This window comes from Pseudovibrio exalbescens DSM 16456, assembly GCF_000422785.1.
GTDB lineage: Bacteria > Pseudomonadota > Alphaproteobacteria > Rhizobiales > Stappiaceae > Pseudovibrio > Pseudovibrio exalbescens.
The window spans coordinates 115,428-133,445 of the sequence record NZ_AUGS01000010.1 but is presented as its reverse complement, the minus strand read 5'-3'; the positions used below and the strand labels follow the sequence as shown (position 1 = coordinate 133,445).

Here is an 18,018-nt window from a genome sequence, read left to right as displayed (position 1 = left end):
CCTCATCTCATTTGGTTTTGAAGCGGCACGAAAAGGGGGAGGTTTCTCTCCCCCTTTTTCTGGTTAAGCGAGGGACATGAAGCCCGCAATCGAGAACATGACAGTGACGACAAATCCTGTCACGAGCGCATAGGGTAGCTGTGTCCGAATATGATCAATGTGATCGTTCTTCGTCGCCATTGATGCCACAATGCCGGTATCGCTGATCGGGGATGTCATATCACCAAAGATGGCTCCAGACAGTGCAGCACCGATCATGAGATGTGGGTCCATTCCGACTGCAACACCGATCTGAACACCAATCGGGATCATGATGGCGAAAGTACCCCAGGACGTGCCGGTCGCCAGAGACATGATGCAGGCAATGATGAACACAAACGCCGCAGAAAATCCGGAAGGAAGCGCACCGGTGATTGCACCGGAGATATAGGCCCCCGTGTTCAGATCGCCGGAGATATTGCCCATCAAGAACGCCAGGGTCATGACCGCACCCAGTGGGATCATGGTGGCATAGCCCTTGAAAAGTTCCTTGAAGAACTCGTCAATGGTCAGCATTCCCCAACTCACAAACCATAGGAAGGAGACGAAAGTGCCGAGCATGACGCCCCAGAACACAGAGGTCGACCCAGAGCCGTTCGCGATGTTGCCCTCACCCGTGATGTAGAGGCCAACCGGCACCATTAAAATGGTGAAGGCAAGCGGCAAAATGAAGTTCCAAACGCTGCCGGCTGCCGGATGATCGACAACAGCCACTTCTTCATCTGCCGTGATCGGAAAGGCTCCGTCACGCAGCTCTTTACCACCAAGAGCACGCTCTTCAGCTTCTTTCATTGGGCCCCAACAATGCCCGGAAAGAACGTAGAACAAAATACTGGCGATGGTGAGCCAAGCCATAAAGTTGTAGCCAATAGAGCCCGCAAGAATGGAGAAGGGGTCTCCCGTCAGGTAGCCAAGGCTGATCTGGGTACCGATCACACCCATGAGCGCCGCTCCCCAACCATTGATCATGACCGAAGAACAAACAGAAACGCAGGTTCCCTGGATGACATAGGCCATCTGCTCGCGAGATACCTTGTACCGTTTTGCCAGTTCATTGGTGGCCGTGCCCGCAGACATTTCAGAGATTGAGCTTTCAATGAATATGATTGCGGTGATCAGCATCGCCAGCAGTTGAACCGCGCGGCGGTTATGGATGACGTTTGCTTTGACCGTCAACCAGCGCACCAGCCCTTGCGTACCGCCGGTAACCTGAATGAGCCGAAGAATTCCGCCCACCATGAAGCAGAACAAAATGGTTCTTGTGCTGCCTGCGGACCCGAAAACACCAATGATACCGTCGACGGTTCCTTTGACGCCCAAAAGCGGATTGAAGCCTGCAATGACTGTGGTGCCTACCACTGCACCGGCCAGCAATGACAAAATGACCTGACGGGTAACAATAGCCAGACCGATAGTGACCAACGGCGTGATGACCGTCCAAATTCCATAGTCTTCCATTTTGAAAATTCCTAGCCCAGAGCGTTTTCAAGATCTGAAATAAGATCTTCTACAGCTTCAATTCCGACAGACAGGCGCAAAGTAGTGTCGTATACGCCTATGTTTTCACGCTCTTCTTTTGTCATTGACGCATGGGACATGGTTGCCGAGTGATTCAACATGCTCTCTACGCCGCCAAGGGATTCTGCCAGGACGAAATATTTGCACTTCCTCACAAATTCCTTGACCGTATCCAGATCCCCCTTCAGCCGGAATGACACCACAGGTCCCCCGCTCCGCATCTGCTTTTTGCAAAGCGCATGTTGGGGATGAGACTTCAAGCCGGGATAATGGACTTCCACTACGTTGGGGTGGGCTTCCAGATACTCGGCGATGATCTGCGCATTTTCGCAGTGACGCTGCATGCGCACATCCAGTGTCTTCATGCCGCGCAAGGCCAGGTAAGCATCAAACGGAGAGGCAATTGCGCCAACGGTGGTCTTGATGAAATTGATGCGCTTTGCCAGCTCTGGATCACCGGTAATCAGCGCCCCGCCAATCACATCGGAATGCCCGCCGATATACTTGCTGGTGGACAGCATGACCATATCCGCACCCAATTCGATGGGCCGTTGGTTCCACGCAGAAGCAAAGGTGTTGTCAACGCAGGTCAACACGCCATGCTTCTTCGCCATTTCGCAAACCGCTGCAATGTCCACCAATTCCAAAAGCGGGTTGGTAGGGGACTCAATCCAGATCAGCGCTGTGTTTTCTTTGATGGCGGCCTCAACAGCCTCAAGTTTGTTGAGGTTCAAGTATTCGACTTCGGTACCGGATGTTCTTTTGCTCAACTGCTCGAACAAACGAAAGGTACCCCCATACGCACCCGTCATGACGATGACGTGCGAGTTCTGATCCAGCAGTTCCACGGCCAAAGCTGTCGCCGCCATGCCGGATGCCGTCGCTGTCGCGAATACACCCGCCTCCAGTTCCGCCAACGCTGTTTCGTAGGCATATCTTGTCGGATTACTGACGCGTGAATACCGGTGCTCCCCGTACTCTCCTATATTCTCCTGTATAAAAGAGCTTGCTGTTGCGATGGGCGGGATAATGGCATTGTGCCCCTTGTCCACTTGGTCGCCGCCGTGCACCGCAATCGTCGCAATACGTTTATCTCCCATTTTTCATTCCTTAAGCGCAGCTGGCATGTTCATAAACCAGCAATTTGACGTGAGATTCGCCCGAGAATTTCGCAAATTTGGCGCCTGGTTCTTGTAAAACCTCAGGTGATACAGCATATTCGTATAGGAGCTATATCATATAGAAATTGAGGTATATCAAATAGCAGCTAAACAATATTGGCGAGACCTAAGTGATCAAATAATATATTGATTTTATTCGAGAAAATTAGCGTACGCAGTATAACTGATGGATTGTTCATGAAGAACGACAGCTTTACCCAGCTTATGGAAAACATCTACGCCGCAGGCGATAAAATGGACTCCTATGCCGCAGTGCCGCGTGAGTATGGCACTGATGATCTACTTTACATGACAGAGGTTCATCTACTCGACAGGATCGGGAACAAAGACCGGGCCAACATCACACAGCTGGCCAATGAAATCGGCAAGACAAAAGGCGCCATCGCCCAGACCGTCGACAAGCTGGAAGCCAAGGGGCTTTTACGAAAAGAGCCAGATCCGACGGACGTTCGGCGCAAGATCCTTTTGCTCACGGATACGGGCAAGACCGTTTTCGAAACCCATCGGGCAAAAGATCAAAAAGCCTTTGAAAGGTTCAAAGAGCGCCTGCCTGAATATACGGAGGAAGATTTTCAGAAATGCGCAGACATCATTGCCAAAATATTCAAGCTTTGAGTTTCCGGCGCCGGCCCATCTCCCAACGTCGATCGGAACCCAGTACCTGATCACCGGGCGTGTATGATGTAATCAAATCTCCTAAAAAGTGTCATCTCACCGCCATGAGCCTCCCGTAAACGAGGTCTGCACACGAGTGCAATGTACTCCGCGAGGGGTCGCCCATGGGGGCATGGGACTGGTTTTCGATCAAGACAGGCAGGTTCAGATGACTATTCTTCTTTCGAAATTGCGCCGTTCAACTGCGGCCATTGCACTGGCAGCAGCAACCGTTGGCTTTGCTGGCAATGCCCTTGCAAAGGACATGACGATTACGGTTTGGGCTGGCGGCTCAAATGATGCGGACTCTTACCGCATCGAAGCAATCGAGATGGCAGCAGACATCCTTAAGCGCGAATATGCAATCATGGGTGAAGAGCTGAACATCACGGTTGAAGGCAAGCGCGATTTCGGCGGTTGGGCAGATTTCAAGCAAGCTTACACGCTGGCCGCTGAGGCCGGAACTGCGCCGGATATCGTGGTGACCAGCCACCTTGATATCGCTCCATGGAGTCAGGCGGGCCTCATCGTTCCAATTGAGGACTATGTGGATCTGGATGCCTGGCCGCTCAATAACATTTACGCCAACCTGATGGAAATCACCTCTTACAACGGTCAGGTCTTTGGCATTCCGCAGGATGCAGAATCCCGCCCATTCTTCTTCTGGAAGGACACCATGCGTGCCATCGGATACACCGATGAAGAAATTGATGCGCTACCTGCAAAGATCGCAACTGGCGAATATACGCTGGACAACGTCTTGGCGGATGCCCGCAAGGCCGTCGAGATGGAGATCGTGGAACAAGGCTACGGCTTCTACCCACGTGTATCCAATGGACCGGATTATGCCCAGTTCTACCAGTCTTTCGGCGGTGAATTGATGGACAAGGAAACCGGCAAGCTCGTCCTCGATAAAACCGCCATGACCGAGTTCTATCAGTTCTTCGTGGATGCGGTTGAAGCCGGTGTAACGCGCAAAAACCACCTCGGCACCGATTGGGATCAATGGTATTCCGAGGTGGCCACTGGAAAGGCAGCCACATGGCACGGTGGTACTTGGCACTATGCCCGCTACACCGGCAAGGAAGGCCTTGAGGACTTCTTTGGTAAGGTTCAGTTCTCTCTCATCCCGGCTGGCAACGAGAACGGTCGTGCGAACACGATCACACATCCTCTCGCTTATCTTCTGACGGCGCAGGACGATGAAGAGACCATTGAGATTGCAGCACAGTTGGTATCAATCGCCTCAGAGCCTCGCATCAACACCCTGCATGCAGTCAAGTCGGCTCACCTTGCGATCGCGAAGGAGCAGTCCAACATCGGCCTTTATGCAAACGACCGCTGGTTGACCGAAGCGACAGACGTGCTGCTATCCGAGGCGAATGCCCAGCCGAACCACCTCAAGTATGGTCAGTTCGCTGAACTGATGTTCAAGGGTCTGGAGACCGCCTGGACCGGTGTGAACACCCCCGAGCAGGCTGTCGCAGAAGTGGAAGCAGAAATGCGCGCCACCCTCGGCGATGATCTGATCGTCCGCTAATCAGAATTCTCAGGACCGGAGGGTGGGCGTTTTTCGCCGCTCTCCGGTTTTACGGAGGACACAATGCGCCGCACAGACCTGTTTGGCCTTGGGTTCATGGCTCCGGCTCTGATCCTGACGATCATGTTTTTCTTGGCACCGGTTGTTATGACAGGTGTGTATTCTTTCACCAACATGAGCACAGCAACCGGCATTTCCGGTGGTGCCTATCTGATTTCACCTGCCACAATCCGCAGCCTTACCGAACAGGGGTTCCAAGGGGATGCAATTGAGCGCCTGTCCTCCGAAAGCTACGTGGTCGACGAGGCTGGCCTTGAAGCAGCAGAGGCCGCAGGCTACACGCCGAGGTTTATCGCGGAAATTCGTAGCACCCTGCTGGGGGACACCTTCACCGGGCGTCGCGATTTTGAGAGAGCTCTCAAGGACCTGAGCCATCGGCCCAGATCCATCCGTGATCTGAAAAAGGCAACTGAACTGTTTCAGAAGTCGGTCCTCAATGTGCGCTTTGAAACCGAGGCAGATTTCCAAAGTGCCCTTTCGTCGCTGAACCTGAACCTTTCGCCTGCCGAGGCTGTGTTTCTGACAGAGACGGCCTACACCGGTTGGATCTGGACAAGCGCCAACTATGACAGGGCAGTCAATCTTCCGTCCACGTATCGAGCTACAGCCAACTCAGCGATCTATGTGACCTTCACTCTGGCATTCAACGTCGGCTTCGGACTGTTCCTAGCAATTACAACATTCTATTTGCCTTCGGGCCAAGCCGCTTTCTTCCGTACCATATGGTTCTTGCCGCGCATCCTGCCGCCGGTTCTTTATGTGCTCATGTGGAAGTGGCTCACCTGGGATACGGGTTTCTTGTCGACACTGCTCAGTCACTTCGGCGTGCCTCCCCACAACTTGATGAAACACACCGCTACCCATGCATGGGTTGTAGTCGTGCTCATCAACGGTTTTGTGGGGGCTTCCATGGGAATGATCCTGTTCTCGAGCGCCATCCGCTCCATTCCTCAATCCATGCTCCATGCAAGTGAGGTGGATGGCGCCAACCGGTGGCAGCAGGTGCGCTACATCATACTGCCGCAGTTGCGCTGGCCCATCCTGTTCACCACCGCCTATCAGACGCTCTCGCTGCTCACCTCGTTCGAGTACATCCTGCTCTCCACCAATGGCGGACCGGGCAGCGCAACAAACGTCTGGGCGCTTTATGCCTTCAAGATCGCGCTCAACAATTACGGCGGCAATCTGGAATACGGTTATGGAGCGGCGCTTGCCATGGTGCTGGTGATCATTGGAATCATAGCCTCGCTCTTCTATCTGCGCCTTTTCAACTTCAAGAGCATGATCACCTCACCGCGGATCGAGCAATAGGAGAAGGACATGAACACCAACTTCAAATCATGGCCGATCCTGTTGGCTCTAGGCCTCACCTCCGTACCATTGGTCACCATGTATGCCTACATGATCATCGATACGGTGACGGTGAGCCCTCCCGGATCATTCATCCCCAATGGGATCTCGTTTGGCTCGTGGAGCTTCCTGTGGGAGGCGCCCGCGCCGGGTAGGCCAAGTATATGGTCGGTGACCTTAAACACCTTCATTTTTGCCTGCGTTTCAACCTTGATGGCCCTCTCCGTCTCCCTCACTGGCGGTTATGCCCTCTCACGGCTTCATCTCCCGTTCCGCGGCTTTTTTCTCGGTGGTCTGATCGTGCTCCACGCGTTCCCGACCATCACGCTGATCATTGCCATCTTCCTCATCCTGCAGATGGTAGGCCTTTATGACACGCTCGCGGGCGTAATTCTGGTCAAGGCGGCGCTTGAGATCCCGTTTGGTGTCTGGATCATGAAGGGGTTTTACGACACCGTTCCCTGGGAAATCGAAATGGCGGGCCTCACGGATGGGGCCACTCGCTTCACGGTTTGGCGCAAACTTGTGCTGCCTCAAGTGCAGCCGGGAATTACGGCGCTTGGAATTTTCGCCTTCCTGTCCGGTTGGAGTGAGTTCATTCTGCCACAGGTTCTGGCACCCGGTGCGGATGCGCAGGTTCTTGGGGTCTACTTGCAGAGCCTTATTTCCGACGACACCAGCATGGACTTTGCCAAGTTCAAATCCGTTGGTGTGTTCTACGCGATCCCTGTGATCCTCATCTACATCCTCTTCAACAAGCATCTGATGAACATCTATGGCGGAGGCACCAAGGGCTGATGCGTATCGAACTCAAGAACTTCAAAAAGACCTTCGGCGACATCACAGTCATTGAGGACATGTCCCTGTCACTGGAAAGCGGTGAGATGCTCGCCCTATTGGGGCCGTCTGGTTGCGGCAAATCCACGACCTTGTTTGCCATCTGTGGCATTCACCGAATGACAGGCGGCCAGCTTCTGTTCGGAGATCGGGACGTAACGCTCGTGCCATCCCAGCAACGCAATGTGGGTGTTGTGTTCCAAAATTATGCACTCTACCCGCACATGAATGCTTATGAGAACATTGCCTTCCCACTCATGATCCGCAAAGAGGACAGGAAGACCATCGAAAAGAAGGTCAGCGAGATTGCCGCACTGGTGCATATTGGGGAGCTGATGGAGCGCAAACCTGCCCAGCTTTCCGGCGGGCAGCAACAGCGGGTGGCGCTGGCGCGCGCACTCGTGCGGGAGCCAGATATCCTGCTTCTGGACGAACCTCTTGCGAACCTGGACGCCAAGCTGCGGCTTGAAATGCGCTCGGAAATCCGCCGTATCCAGCAGCAAACTGGCATCACCGCCATTCTGGTGACCCACGATCAGGTGGAGGCCATGTCCATGTGTGATCGCATTGCCATCATGAACAAGGGCGACATCGTTCAGTTGAGCTCTCCGCAAGACATGTATCAGAACCCAAATAGCGAGTTTGTAGCCAGTTTCCTTGGCAATCCACCCATTGCGTTCCTTGATGGAGTTGTCACTGATGGTGGCGTTCAGCTTGCCTCATCGGAAGCACTGCTGCCATTGCGGGGTCAACATGGCCTACCGTCTTCCGGTATGCCTATTCGATTGGGCATCCGACCGGAGCATTTTCAGCCGGAGAACCCGTTGAAGGTAACCGGCAGGATCAGCTTTGTTGAAACGCAAGGCCGAGAGGAGCTTTACGACGTGACCTTGAGCAACGGTTCGGTTTTGAGGTCTATACAGCGCCAAGGGGGCGGGTATCACTTGGGTGATGAAGTTTCCTGGGGCATTGCGGAGAACCAGATTCTGGCGTTCGATGCCTCGGGCGCGCGACTGCACATGGGAGCGTTGGCATGAGCTTCGTTCCTGATCGTAGCTGGATCCGTACAGCGGACCAACCGCCCTTGGCAATCGCTCATCGCGGGGCCAGTGCTTATACATTCGACAATACTCTAACCTCCTTTGAAATCGCACATGCGTTGGGTGCGGAGATGTGGGAAGTAGATCTTAGGCTTTCTGCAGATGGGGAGCCAGTTGTCTTCCATGATGAAACTATGGCGGCGATTACGGGGCGCGAAGACAGGTTATCCGATCTGTCCTATGCGCAGATCGCGAAGGTTACCGCAGCTGCCGGTCGCCGTGCCCCGCTTCTGGATGAGGTCATTGCGCTTGCACAGCAATATGAGACGGCACTCTACCTCGACGCCAAGCAACCTGAGGTTATGCGTGCTGCCGTCAAGCGCCTGTTGGCGGCTCGTTTTGAAAGAGCGATACTCGGCACGGCCCAGCCCGAGGCCATCGCTGAGTTGCGTGCGGAAGGGTGTCCCTATCCCTTGTCCCTGCTGGCTGGTCCCGGTGTTCCTCTCATCGACCGGGCGGTGGCGTGTGGCGCCGACATTGTCCATCCGTGCTGGGAGCACGTCGGTGAACGTCCCGACCAACTCTTGACCCCGGAATTCTTCGCCGAAGCCCGACGCCATGGCATGCCGGTGGTCACTTGGCATGAAGAACGCATGCCTGTGCTGCGTGCCCTTATGGCAAAGCCAGTCTTGGGCATCTGCACCGACCAACCCGAGTTGATGCGCCGTTATCGCGATCGCGTACCCAATGGTCCGCAGATCGTCTGCCATCGCGGTCTGTGCACGCTTACACCTGAAAATACTCTGGCATCCGCGCAGGCCGCTTATTCCGTTGGCTATGACATCGTGGAGATTGACCTGCAGCAAACATCGGACGGTCATCTGGTGGTGCACCATGACGTGACGATGGATCGGACCACCACGGGATCCGGTGCCATTCGGGAGTTGCCGCTGGAAGAAGTCAGGAAGGCTGATGCCGGGATCAAGCTCTCTTCATTTCACAAGGGTCAAAAAGTTCCCTTGCTGAGAGAGATTGTGGACTGTGCCCACCGCAATGGCGGAGGTCTTTATGTGGAGCTCAAGGAAGCAGATCCAATCGCCGTGGTTGAAGAGGTCTCCAAGATCCTGCCAACGGAAAAGGTGTTTTACTGGTCGTTCTGCCGCGATTACCTTGCGACCATCGCCTCGAAGTTTCCGCAGTCTCGGCTTATGGCCCGTGCAGAAGATTATGGCTCGGTAGAGGAATGTCTGGCAGACCTTCAGCCCGACATTGTAGAGTTCAATGCGACCAATGCAGATCCAGAGAGTATCAAAAAGGTGCGGAGAGCTGGAGCGCAGGCGATGATCGCCTACAAGGGCAATGATATTGAAGTGATGGGCCGCGTGGTGGACCTTTCCCCGGACCTACTGAACCTGAACTACCCCTATCTGGCGCAGCGGCTCTTGGAAAAGCGGCCGCAGGTGCTGTTGGATGCTGAGTGAGCAATGACTGATACGACTGGGTCGCGGCGCCATGTGACCTCAAACGATGTTGCCCGCAGGGCGGGTGTTTCCCGCTCTGCCGTTTCCCGCACGTTTACTGATGGTGCGAGTGTTTCTGCGGAAACCCGGGAAAAGGTGATCAAGGCGGCCCGGGAACTGGGGTACCGGGTGAACGTTCTCGCCCGTTCTCTTCACAAGCAACGCACGGATTTGGTGGGCATTGTGGCCGCCAATCTGGACAACCCCTTTCGAGCCGAGCAGATCGACTTTTTGTCCTCGATGCTCTTGGAAAAGGGCTTCCGACCGATCCTGTTGCGAGGGGACCGGGCTGATGATGTTGCCGACCTGATCGGTTCACTGCTTCAATACAGCGTGGCTGGGGTGATCGTGACTTCGGATACACCGCCAAAGGAAATCTGCATGGAATGCCATAGCCATGGGGTGCCATTGGTGGTGGTTAACAAGCAGGACACGGGTGCCCCTGTTGACCGTGTACTGACCGACTTTGCAGCGGGTGGGCGCCTTGCCTTCAAGCACCTGCGGGAAATTGGCTGTAACCGGCTGGCGGTTGTCGTCCCAAAACGCGCTTCCTACACGGTTCTGGGCAGAGCCCTTGCCTTTGAAACTTTGGCAAAGGCCGAGGGCTGGGACGTTTTGAAGCTTGAAGCAGGTGGACAGTCCTATGCTGGCGGGCTGGCAGCGGCGCATGCGTTTGCGGAGGCAGCATCAGGCATTGACGGTGTTTTCTGCGTCGCGGACTACATGGCGCTGGGGTTTCTCGACGGCCTTCGCTTCGATCACAATGTGAAAGTGCCAGAAGATTTGAAGGTGGTTGGATATGACGACATTCCGCAGTCGAGCTGGAAGGCCTATGATCTGACCACCATCGCTCAGAGCCGAGAGGAGCTGAGCGAGGTTACCATGCGCCTGCTCCTCGACCGGTTGGAAACGCCAGAGGCCCCGCCCCATGAGGTCATCACAGGTGTGACGCTCGTGCAGCGCGGCTCAACAGCAACGTAACTTACCATCTGATCTCCCCTGACCATCACCTGATTTCATTCGTGTTGATCAAGACTTCTCCAGAGTCTCGCAACACACCCTAAGCATCGCAGCCAACTACGTTCCACCTCAAGCCTAGCTCCAACCGAACTCCACCCTACCCCGCATTGAGCCCATTATGGGCGAATAAGCAAAGGATACGCTCCGCAGTTCCCGCCAAACCCGTAAAGTGATATCACTTTACCTATCCTGCCAGTCCCCCAACTGACAAAGCCTGACACTCTCTGCAAAAATCTGACCACCTTTGACAAATTCTGCAAAAGACGGACAAAGACTGCACAGGTTTGACGAACTCTGACAAATCACCGGCCAAAGTCACCCGACACACTGCTACTCTCTGACGAGTTTTGCAAAACTCTGACGAGGACTGCCCATCTTTGACAAGAATTGAAACAACCGCGCTGAGATCGACCATCTATCGCACATAACAACCCACCGGATCTGGCTTCCCAGCTTCAGCGCCGAAAATGCGCGTTTTATTCAAACGAACGCATTTTCAACGCGTTCGTTGTTGCGGTTATCTGAACAACGACACTTTACACCACACCCTGTCATCCTCTCAGCTCACGTTCCTCATAACGGTCCACGCCATGGAGGATGCTGGAGATGGTTTTGATCCCTATGTAGCTGAGCAGGTTGCCCGGCGGCATTGGTACGGCGCGGCGATTGACAATCCAAAACCGTGTCAACGGGCTGTCCTTACCGGCAATCAGATCCGCGATGAGACGGCCGTTCAATTGTGTCAGCGAGACACCATGACCTATACATCCCGATGCCATGATGATCCGTTCATCTCCAATGAAACTGATTTCGGGCGTCATATCCAGATTGACTGAAACCGCTCCACCCCATTTGAAGGCAATCTTTTTGTGACGCAAAGTTGGAAAGAGCCACCGAAAGTGCTTTTCCAAGCGATCCCAAACCTGCTCGCTGTGCCAACGATGCATCCGACGACCGATGTCCGCCTCAATATCTCCACCGCCAATGGTAATTCGGCCGCACTTTGTGACACGCATGTAATGAACGAACTGGCGATTGTCCTCAATCGACATGCGCCCAGACCAGCCGATCTGCTGCCACTCTTCTGAGGTCAGCGGTTCACTGACAATCTGATAGGTCCATACCGGCGATTGCCGGTTGCGGATTTTTCTCGGCCCCGGAGACTGGTGAGACCAGGCATTCGTTGCCACAACGACATTCTCACAGGTGATGTTTGCATCATGTGTTTGCACCCGAAGGCCGGTATCAGTCCGCGATAACCCGATCACCTCGGTATTCTCAAAAATCTCAACGCCGCATTCCATTGCCAAGCGCTTGAGTTCGCGCACGTGTTTGCAAGGATCCAGTATGCCACACTCCTTTTCGAATATGGCCGCACGCATCTGCGGAGCGCTTAATTTCGACGCAACTGCACGTGCATCCAAATACTCAAAACTCTTCCGTCCCGAAATCTCCGAAAGAAGAGAGTATGTCTTTTCCAACCGTTTCCGTTGCTTGTCAGAGTAGGCAACCCGCCACATGCCTGTGTGCTCGTAGTCTGAATCCAGATTGTTGTCTTCAATCAGATCTTTCACGAAGGCGACCGCTTTTTGCATATATGCTTGCGCCTGCTCGGTTCTCTGGCGCCCCCACCGCATGAGAGTCACCTCAGGTTCAAGGCCGAACAATGTCATGTTGAAGCCGCCGTTCCGCCCAGATGCCCCAAACCCGATTTCGCGCGCTTCAAGCACGACAACCCTTTTGTGAGGTGCGTCCGCCTTGATCTCACGTGCTGCAGTCAACCCTGTATAGCCGCCGCCAATTATCACGACATCGGCCGAATATCGGCCCGAACCAAACGGCTTGTTGGGTCTGTAGTCGCCCCATTTAAACTGCCAGAAAGACTGATTTTGGTTCATGGCCACAAGCGGATCGTTGCGCATTTTCCTCCCTCTGGGCCGACCTCACCCGTTCACGCAGGTCGACCCCTCCCGTGTTCAACGTTGCATTCGATCGAAATCAAGTTTGCTTACAGCCCGGCAATCCTCATCTGCACATGTTGGCCCCCAGATCCTTCCATTGGAAAAAGCGGGGTCGAGCAGGGATATCGTGGCTGGGTTGTTGCAAATCTATTCTCCCTGTTTTCTGATATATAACAGAATACCAAAAATAGAAGCATATACTTCTGTTCTAATATTCCGTTAGTTTCAGTGGAACCATCATGACAGGCAACACACTCGAACCTCGCCGACGCCCCACGCAGGCACGCTCTGCGCGAACCTTTGATCTCATTCTGGAAACGGCGACCTTGCTTCTTCTGGAAAAGGGATGGGACGGATTTACGACGAATGCGCTTGCAGAACGATGCGGGATCGGCATCCAAACACTTTATCGATATTTTCCGAATAAGCTGGCTGTTGTAACGGCGCTCTCTCAGCAAGCCATGGATGAGTGGAATACGTGGTTCGATGACATTGATGAGATTGCAGCCTTTGGAAACTGGCCAGCATTGGTTCAGCGAACCCACGCAAGGTTTTCAGGCCGGCCAGCACTCATTGCGGTGAGGAAAGCAATGAAGGCGTCTCCCGCACTCCGCGAGCTGGATCAGAAGGACAACACGCTCCTCGCCAGACGTTTTGCGGAGGCCATCACACGCCATAATCCGGAGATTACTTCAGATGATGCCACAACGATGGCCCGCGTCATCATAGAATGCTGCACCAGCATCTTTGATATGGTGCAAGACATGCCCCGGGCGGCCGCTCAAGCTCACCTAAAGGTTGTCGAGGGTATGGTTACCTCCTATCTGGCAGTCCGATTACCCAAATAGCGGGAAACGCGCTGCAGCTTTCGGCACACACACTCTGATGCTTCACTTCAAACTATGCGAGGTGCTTGATCTTTGCTCCTGGGAACTGAGCTAGTGTCGCCGTCATTTGCTTTTTTTCCATCAAGCAGAAGGCCGTCGATAGCGCATCCGCCACAACGGCCTGAGGTGCAGACACTGTGACAAGGCGCCACCTCATCTCCGCCGCACCTTGGCGTGGATGCAAAATATGTCCTTGTTTTCCAACGGGATCCAACAAGGTCCCATCCGGCGCCGACGTCGCCAGCGCCCCATTTGTCAACTCGATCGTCTCTTCTGACTTGCCGTTAGGTCGTACTATGCCCACTTTCCAAGGGCGCCCGGATCGCTTTGGCCCAAGGCTACGGATTTCACCCGTCTCAACAAGGGCGTTTGTCAGGCCTTCGCGAGCCAGAAGATTGGCCACCTTGTCAGCAATGAACCCTTGCGCGATCCCATTTAAGGTTAATGCCATTCCCTCTGTGTCAAAGACAATCCGGTCAGGGGATACAGCAACTCGCTCCATCCCTGTGCGGATCATTGCCTCCTTGATCTCCGATAAACTTGGCTTTGATCCTTCAACTCCATGCTTTGCATAGAGTTGCCAAAGCGGCTGAATTGTAGGGTCGAACAGTCCATCTGATTTCTGGTTGATATGGCGCGCCAGACTCAAGAGCTCCACCAGTTCGAGCGGAGGCGATGTCAACTCACCTTTGCGGTTCAGTTTCGACAGCGCACTGTCCTCAAGATAAAGACTGAAAATCTTCTCCAAACGCACAATCTCGGCCCGAGCCGCGTCGACCAATTCTTCAGCGTAAGGGTGATCGATAAGGATTTCGGCTCGCGCGCCCAACGCAACACCCTGCCACCGCGACATACTGGCAGAGGCAGCGAACGGTCCCGCGATAGTAGCACTTACAGCCGTGCTGGCGAAAATGGAGAGAAAACGCCGCCTATTCATCGCTGAGCTCCTTCATCAAACAGGTTCACACTGCCCAGTACCGCGTCCTTTGGGATGCCCTCTAGTGTCATAACTTCGCCGCCGTAATTTTCGGCAAAACGAGCTGCTGCCTCGCCAGTTCCAAACGGTGCGATTTCGGGTGCCCCCATCCCCCCCCTCTTGTTGGAGCCGACAACCAGATAGGCACTTTCCGCATCTATCCAATTGTTTTTCCCGGGCTCATCCCATGAGGGAGCCTTCGCCATATCCGAAACGTATACTGCCATCACTTCGCCGGGACGTTCTTCTGACTTGATGAAAGCTATGGCGTCCCTCACTTGAGAGAAGAACAAGGGCGCCAGCATTCCGGCTACATGTATCTGCGCCTTGGGGCCAGGATGCTCCAAAACATTCATCTGGCAGTAGTGGCTGACAGCATCCGCGGTAAGTTCAACTGGCGACGGCTTGCTTTTTCCGGCGTTTTGATCGTCGGCACAAGACGTTACGAACAACAACAAGACGATTGCAAAAAGCGGTTTCATGGTGAAATCCTTCGAATGGACATCCAGGCCAAAACAAGCATCGCCACAGGCCACGCAAGCAGAGAAACGAGAGGCCCAGCACTCATCGCAGCAGCAGAGGAAATGAAGCCGGAGGAAAGTTCTGCGGCCTGACCGCTTGGCAAGGTTACCAACCGAAAGGCATCGGCCGGATTGGCAATCAAAAGCCAGGGAAAGTAAATTTTGCTGAACGGGCCGCCACTAGTGTCCACAACAAGCCCAGCCAAAAGCGCCACATCGTAAAGGACAACAACAAACAGCCAAGCGCCGATCGCATATCCTGCGGCCGCCCCAGTTGACCTCGTCCAGGCTGAGAGCGCATAGCCAAGGCCCAAAAATGAAGCCCCCAGCAGTAATGCCCCGCCCAGCAGCCGCAGCAGATACATGGCACTTTCAATGGATGCACTGCCTACTGCCAGCGAAACGCCTGCAGCCACGCCGTACCCAAGGCACAGCGCAATGGCCAATGTGGCGCCGTGTGCGAGAAACTTCCCGAAAATCAGGGAAAATCGGGGTGCTGGATAGGTGAGTATCAAAGCAAGCGTCCCGCGTTCAAGCTCGCCGGCAATTGCATCGAAAGACAGGATCAGCGCAATCAACGGAACCAGATATACAGAAAGCGTTGCCAAACTGGCGCTTGCGGCCGTCAGCGTGTCTACACCCAAGTTCCCCGCCGAGCCGGAACTCAAAAGAGTCAAAGCTCCAGAAAAAAGCACCATCATCAGAACCGAGGCCCACAACAACCTGTTGCGCCTGGATATTCGAAACTCATTTGCGGCAAAGGCGAAAGCGGTTCTCATTGTTGATCCTCCGCACTGTAATATTGATAGAGCTCATCAAGGCATGGCGGGATTACATCAACATCTTCGATGATCGAACCAAGTTCGGTTATCCGTGAGAGTGTCTTCACCTTGGTTTCCGGCGCACAAACCAGTTCCAATGACTGACCGTTTATCCTGCGTCCTCCCAAACTCTCGGCAATAGCGTCAGTCAGCATGGAGTTGGCTGTTATCCGGACCTTGATTGGGAGACCCGCTTGCTGGCGGAGCGCAGTGAGGGTGTCATTGACGACTAGATGCCCATTACGAAGAATGGCAATTCTATCGGTTTTGGCTTCAAGTTCGGTCAACGCATGTGAAGAAATGAGTATCGCCGTACCATTGCCAGCGAGTTCATCCACCAACTTGTAGAAATCATTTCTGGACACCGGATCCAAACCGCTGGTTGGCTCATCCAATACAGCCAATCGAGGCTGTGCCAGCAACGCTTGAGCCAACCCAAGTCTTTGTCGCATCCCCTTGGAATACGTCCCGATGCGCCGGGATGCAGCGTCAGCAATGCCAACGCGCTCCAAAAGGCGCTCAACCGACGCGCTATCCTTTCGGATGGAGGCAAGCATCTGCAGCACTTCCCGCCCTGTCAGCGCGGGATGAAAAGACACATTCTCAGGCAGGTAAGCCGTCCTTTCCTGTGCGGCCTTGCTGCCGGGCGGCTCGCCCATAATGCTAACTTCCCCCTCATCCAGGGGCCAGAGCCCCAGCACCGCCTTCATCAAGGTGGTTTTGCCGGCTCCGTTGTGGCCAACCAATGCTACACGCTCTCCTCTGGCGACGGAGAGCGACACCTGATTGAGGGTTCGAACGCCGCCCCGTACGATCGACGCACCACTGACCTGAAGTGTCATTGAACACTCTCCATCGCTTGAGGATTTACCGGCTTCATCAGGGGCTTGCGGTCAATCACCCCGCCCGGCAGTGTCGCCGGAAAAGCCTTCTGCGCCCAACGCACCAGCTGAACCGCCGGGCTTCCCAACAATAATTTGGCCGCCGGTTGCGTCCATAAAATCCGATCGATCGCATCGTTGGGGCGATACGGCGCGTCCGCTATGGAATCATTATTCAAATCATAAGCAGCATGATCCGACCAAAAGTTCCCCTGGCCGTTTTGACTCCAGTCTACCCATTTGGAGCCCACGTACTTCACCTGCTGACGATTATCTATGAAAGCATTTCCGTAGATGGCGTTGCGCTCAGATCCCGCTGTGAAATGTATCCCGGTTCCGCTTGCTTCGAACCGGTTGCCGTTGATCGAATTCTTGTGAGAATTGTAGATAAAAAGAGACCTGTCCAAAGTACCCTTTACATAATTACCCCGAACAACACCGTCATTTGCGTAATTCAACATTATTCCGTGATCTCGATCATCTATCGATGCATTATTCAGTACACTGACGCTTTTCGAGAACATAATCGCATAGCCAAGATGGTTACCGATCGAAATATTATCGGATACGATACTGTCTTGCGTATACATGTAATGTACTGCGAAACGTAGATCTCGAAATATATTCTTAGAAAACACATTATCGCGCGAAGTATTTGTAAATATACCATCCCGGCCAAAGCGAATGGTATTTCCTATGACCTTTGCCCCTGGTGCATTCCACACGTATACACCATTACCTCGTCGGTTCATTCGGTGCCCTTGCGGTCCGATAATAGTGTTTCCTATTACTTGAGCATTCCGTGCGCCATGCACGTCAATTCCATAAAGGTTCTCGGTAAGATGATTGCCTTCAACAACGGCGTTGGTTGCACCTTCCAGCAACTGGACACCGGAGTCGATCGTTTCGTGGCGATCGCCTGAACCACGTATCTGACATCCGCTCACAAGGACAGAAGGGCTCGAAACAGTAATGACTGATCCGGTACCATTGCCTTTCACAATAGCTCCGTCGTCACACACAAAACGTAGCGGTTTGTCGATTGTAATTGGACCTTCATGAACACCCCCGGCAAGACGAATTGTCCCGCCGGGTTTAATTCTTTCCAGGGTTCCAGCCAGATCGCTCCCCGGCTCAAGCAAAACTTCGAGGGCTCTTGCATCTGCTAGGCCCAAGGAAAGAAGCACTGTCAAAAGCCGAAGGAGCTGCATC

16 protein-coding genes are annotated in these 18,018 nt (G+C 53.9%); 8 read left to right on the top strand and 8 right to left on the bottom strand.

Annotated features, from left to right (window positions below; translation table 11 throughout):
* Positions 1-63 precede the first annotated feature (63 nt).
* Together G512_RS0109610 and G512_RS0109605 are read right to left on the bottom strand one after the other, a co-directional pair.
* Complete coding sequence (locus tag G512_RS0109610) at positions 64-1,497, bottom strand: Na+/H+ antiporter NhaC family protein (RefSeq protein WP_028481534.1); 1,434 nt, start codon at positions 1,495-1,497, stop codon at positions 64-66.
* An 11-nt stretch (positions 1,498-1,508) separates the two neighbouring features.
* Complete coding sequence (locus G512_RS0109605) at positions 1,509-2,657, bottom strand: trans-sulfuration enzyme family protein (protein WP_028481533.1); 1,149 nt, start codon at positions 2,655-2,657, stop codon at positions 1,509-1,511.
* A 258-nt stretch (positions 2,658-2,915) separates the two neighbouring features.
* Between G512_RS0109605 and G512_RS0109600 the strand changes: the two genes are divergently transcribed.
* From G512_RS0109600 to G512_RS0109570, 7 genes are all read left to right on the top strand, one after another.
* Positions 2,916-3,353 carry a MarR family winged helix-turn-helix transcriptional regulator gene (locus G512_RS0109600; protein ID WP_028481532.1) on the top strand — a complete coding sequence of 146 codons (438 nt, stop codon included), beginning with the start codon at positions 2,916-2,918 and terminating at the stop codon, positions 3,351-3,353.
* Positions 3,354-3,561: 208 nt separating this feature from the next.
* Positions 3,562-4,932: an ABC transporter substrate-binding protein gene (locus G512_RS0109595; RefSeq protein ID WP_028481531.1), complete on the top strand. Its 1,371-nt coding sequence runs from the start codon at positions 3,562-3,564 to the stop codon at positions 4,930-4,932.
* Between the two features lie 63 nt (positions 4,933-4,995).
* Complete coding sequence (locus G512_RS0109590; protein WP_028481530.1) at positions 4,996-6,303, top strand: carbohydrate ABC transporter permease; 1,308 nt, start codon at positions 4,996-4,998, stop codon at positions 6,301-6,303.
* Between the two features lie 9 nt (positions 6,304-6,312).
* Positions 6,313-7,140 carry a carbohydrate ABC transporter permease gene (locus G512_RS0109585; RefSeq protein WP_028481529.1) on the top strand — a complete coding sequence of 276 codons (828 nt, stop codon included), beginning with the start codon at positions 6,313-6,315 and terminating at the stop codon, positions 7,138-7,140.
* Positions 7,140-8,216: an ABC transporter ATP-binding protein gene (locus tag G512_RS0109580; protein WP_028481528.1), complete on the top strand. Its 1,077-nt coding sequence runs from the start codon at positions 7,140-7,142 to the stop codon at positions 8,214-8,216. Before G512_RS0109585 ends, G512_RS0109580 begins: the two co-directional genes overlap by 1 nt.
* Positions 8,213-9,700 (top strand): glycerophosphodiester phosphodiesterase, encoded by a 1,488-nt coding sequence (locus G512_RS22110; RefSeq protein ID WP_051269182.1) that lies wholly within the window; start codon positions 8,213-8,215, stop codon positions 9,698-9,700. Before G512_RS0109580 ends, G512_RS22110 begins: the two co-directional genes overlap by 4 nt.
* Positions 9,701-9,703: 3 nt before the next feature.
* A complete protein-coding gene (locus G512_RS0109570) occupies positions 9,704-10,720 on the top strand; it encodes a LacI family DNA-binding transcriptional regulator (protein ID WP_028481527.1) in 1,017 nt (338 codons plus the stop codon).
* 590 nt (positions 10,721-11,310) lie between these two features.
* Here the strand turns inward: G512_RS0109570 and G512_RS0109565 are convergent.
* Positions 11,311-12,681 (bottom strand): NAD(P)/FAD-dependent oxidoreductase, encoded by a 1,371-nt coding sequence (locus tag G512_RS0109565; protein WP_028481526.1) that lies wholly within the window; start codon positions 12,679-12,681, stop codon positions 11,311-11,313.
* Positions 12,682-12,959: 278 nt separating this feature from the next.
* Here G512_RS0109565 and G512_RS22105 point away from each other — a divergent pair, with 278 nt between their 5' ends.
* Positions 12,960-13,568, top strand: coding sequence for a TetR/AcrR family transcriptional regulator (locus G512_RS22105; protein ID WP_028481525.1), 609 nt, complete (start codon positions 12,960-12,962; stop codon positions 13,566-13,568).
* A 52-nt stretch (positions 13,569-13,620) separates the two neighbouring features.
* Here G512_RS22105 and G512_RS0109555 read toward each other — a convergent pair whose 3' ends face one another.
* The 5 genes from G512_RS0109555 to G512_RS0109535 are packed head-to-tail and all read right to left on the bottom strand — an operon-like array spanning position 13,621 to position 18,017.
* Positions 13,621-14,544, bottom strand: coding sequence for an FAD:protein FMN transferase (locus tag G512_RS0109555; protein WP_028481524.1), 924 nt, complete (start codon positions 14,542-14,544; stop codon positions 13,621-13,623).
* Positions 14,541-15,065 (bottom strand): nitrous oxide reductase accessory protein NosL, encoded by a 525-nt coding sequence (locus G512_RS0109550; protein ID WP_028481523.1) that lies wholly within the window; start codon positions 15,063-15,065, stop codon positions 14,541-14,543. The genes G512_RS0109555 and G512_RS0109550 overlap by 4 nt, the downstream gene beginning before the upstream one ends.
* Positions 15,062-15,883 carry an ABC transporter permease gene (locus G512_RS0109545; RefSeq protein WP_028481522.1) on the bottom strand — a complete coding sequence of 274 codons (822 nt, stop codon included), beginning with the start codon at positions 15,881-15,883 and terminating at the stop codon, positions 15,062-15,064. Before G512_RS0109545 ends, G512_RS0109550 begins: the two co-directional genes overlap by 4 nt.
* Positions 15,880-16,767, bottom strand: a complete 888-nt coding sequence (locus G512_RS0109540) for an ABC transporter ATP-binding protein (protein WP_028481521.1) — start codon at positions 16,765-16,767, stop codon at positions 15,880-15,882. Before G512_RS0109540 ends, G512_RS0109545 begins: the two co-directional genes overlap by 4 nt.
* Positions 16,764-18,017, bottom strand: coding sequence for a nitrous oxide reductase family maturation protein NosD (locus G512_RS0109535; protein ID WP_028481520.1), 1,254 nt, complete (start codon positions 18,015-18,017; stop codon positions 16,764-16,766). The genes G512_RS0109540 and G512_RS0109535 overlap by 4 nt, the downstream gene beginning before the upstream one ends.
* Between the last annotated feature and the right edge of the window lies 1 nt (position 18,018).

What these genes read in the sequence shown, in the direction of transcription:
- G512_RS0109610 (WP_028481534.1), bottom strand. Translation starts at nt 1,497, where the DNA reads ATGGAAGACTATGGAATTTGGACGGTCATCACGCCGTTGGTCACTATC.
- G512_RS0109605 (WP_028481533.1), bottom strand. Translation starts at nt 2,657, where the DNA reads ATGGGAGATAAACGTATTGCGACGATTGCGGTGCACGGCGGCGACCAA.
- G512_RS0109600 (WP_028481532.1), top strand. Translation starts at nt 2,916, where the DNA reads ATGAAGAACGACAGCTTTACCCAGCTTATGGAAAACATCTACGCCGCA.
- G512_RS0109595 (WP_028481531.1), top strand. Translation starts at nt 3,562, where the DNA reads ATGACTATTCTTCTTTCGAAATTGCGCCGTTCAACTGCGGCCATTGCA.
- G512_RS0109590 (WP_028481530.1), top strand. Translation starts at nt 4,996, where the DNA reads ATGCGCCGCACAGACCTGTTTGGCCTTGGGTTCATGGCTCCGGCTCTG.
- G512_RS0109585 (WP_028481529.1), top strand. Translation starts at nt 6,313, where the DNA reads ATGAACACCAACTTCAAATCATGGCCGATCCTGTTGGCTCTAGGCCTC.
- G512_RS0109580 (WP_028481528.1), top strand. Translation starts at nt 7,140, where the DNA reads ATGCGTATCGAACTCAAGAACTTCAAAAAGACCTTCGGCGACATCACA.
- G512_RS22110 (WP_051269182.1), top strand. Translation starts at nt 8,213, where the DNA reads ATGAGCTTCGTTCCTGATCGTAGCTGGATCCGTACAGCGGACCAACCG.
- G512_RS0109570 (WP_028481527.1), top strand. Translation starts at nt 9,704, where the DNA reads ATGACTGATACGACTGGGTCGCGGCGCCATGTGACCTCAAACGATGTT.
- G512_RS0109565 (WP_028481526.1), bottom strand. Translation starts at nt 12,681, where the DNA reads ATGCGCAACGATCCGCTTGTGGCCATGAACCAAAATCAGTCTTTCTGG.
- G512_RS22105 (WP_028481525.1), top strand. Translation starts at nt 12,960, where the DNA reads ATGACAGGCAACACACTCGAACCTCGCCGACGCCCCACGCAGGCACGC.
- G512_RS0109555 (WP_028481524.1), bottom strand. Translation starts at nt 14,544, where the DNA reads ATGAATAGGCGGCGTTTTCTCTCCATTTTCGCCAGCACGGCTGTAAGT.
- G512_RS0109550 (WP_028481523.1), bottom strand. Translation starts at nt 15,065, where the DNA reads ATGAAACCGCTTTTTGCAATCGTCTTGTTGTTGTTCGTAACGTCTTGT.
- G512_RS0109545 (WP_028481522.1), bottom strand. Translation starts at nt 15,883, where the DNA reads ATGAGAACCGCTTTCGCCTTTGCCGCAAATGAGTTTCGAATATCCAGG.
- G512_RS0109540 (WP_028481521.1), bottom strand. Translation starts at nt 16,767, where the DNA reads ATGACACTTCAGGTCAGTGGTGCGTCGATCGTACGGGGCGGCGTTCGA.
- G512_RS0109535 (WP_028481520.1), bottom strand. Translation starts at nt 18,017, where the DNA reads ATGCAGCTCCTTCGGCTTTTGACAGTGCTTCTTTCCTTGGGCCTAGCA.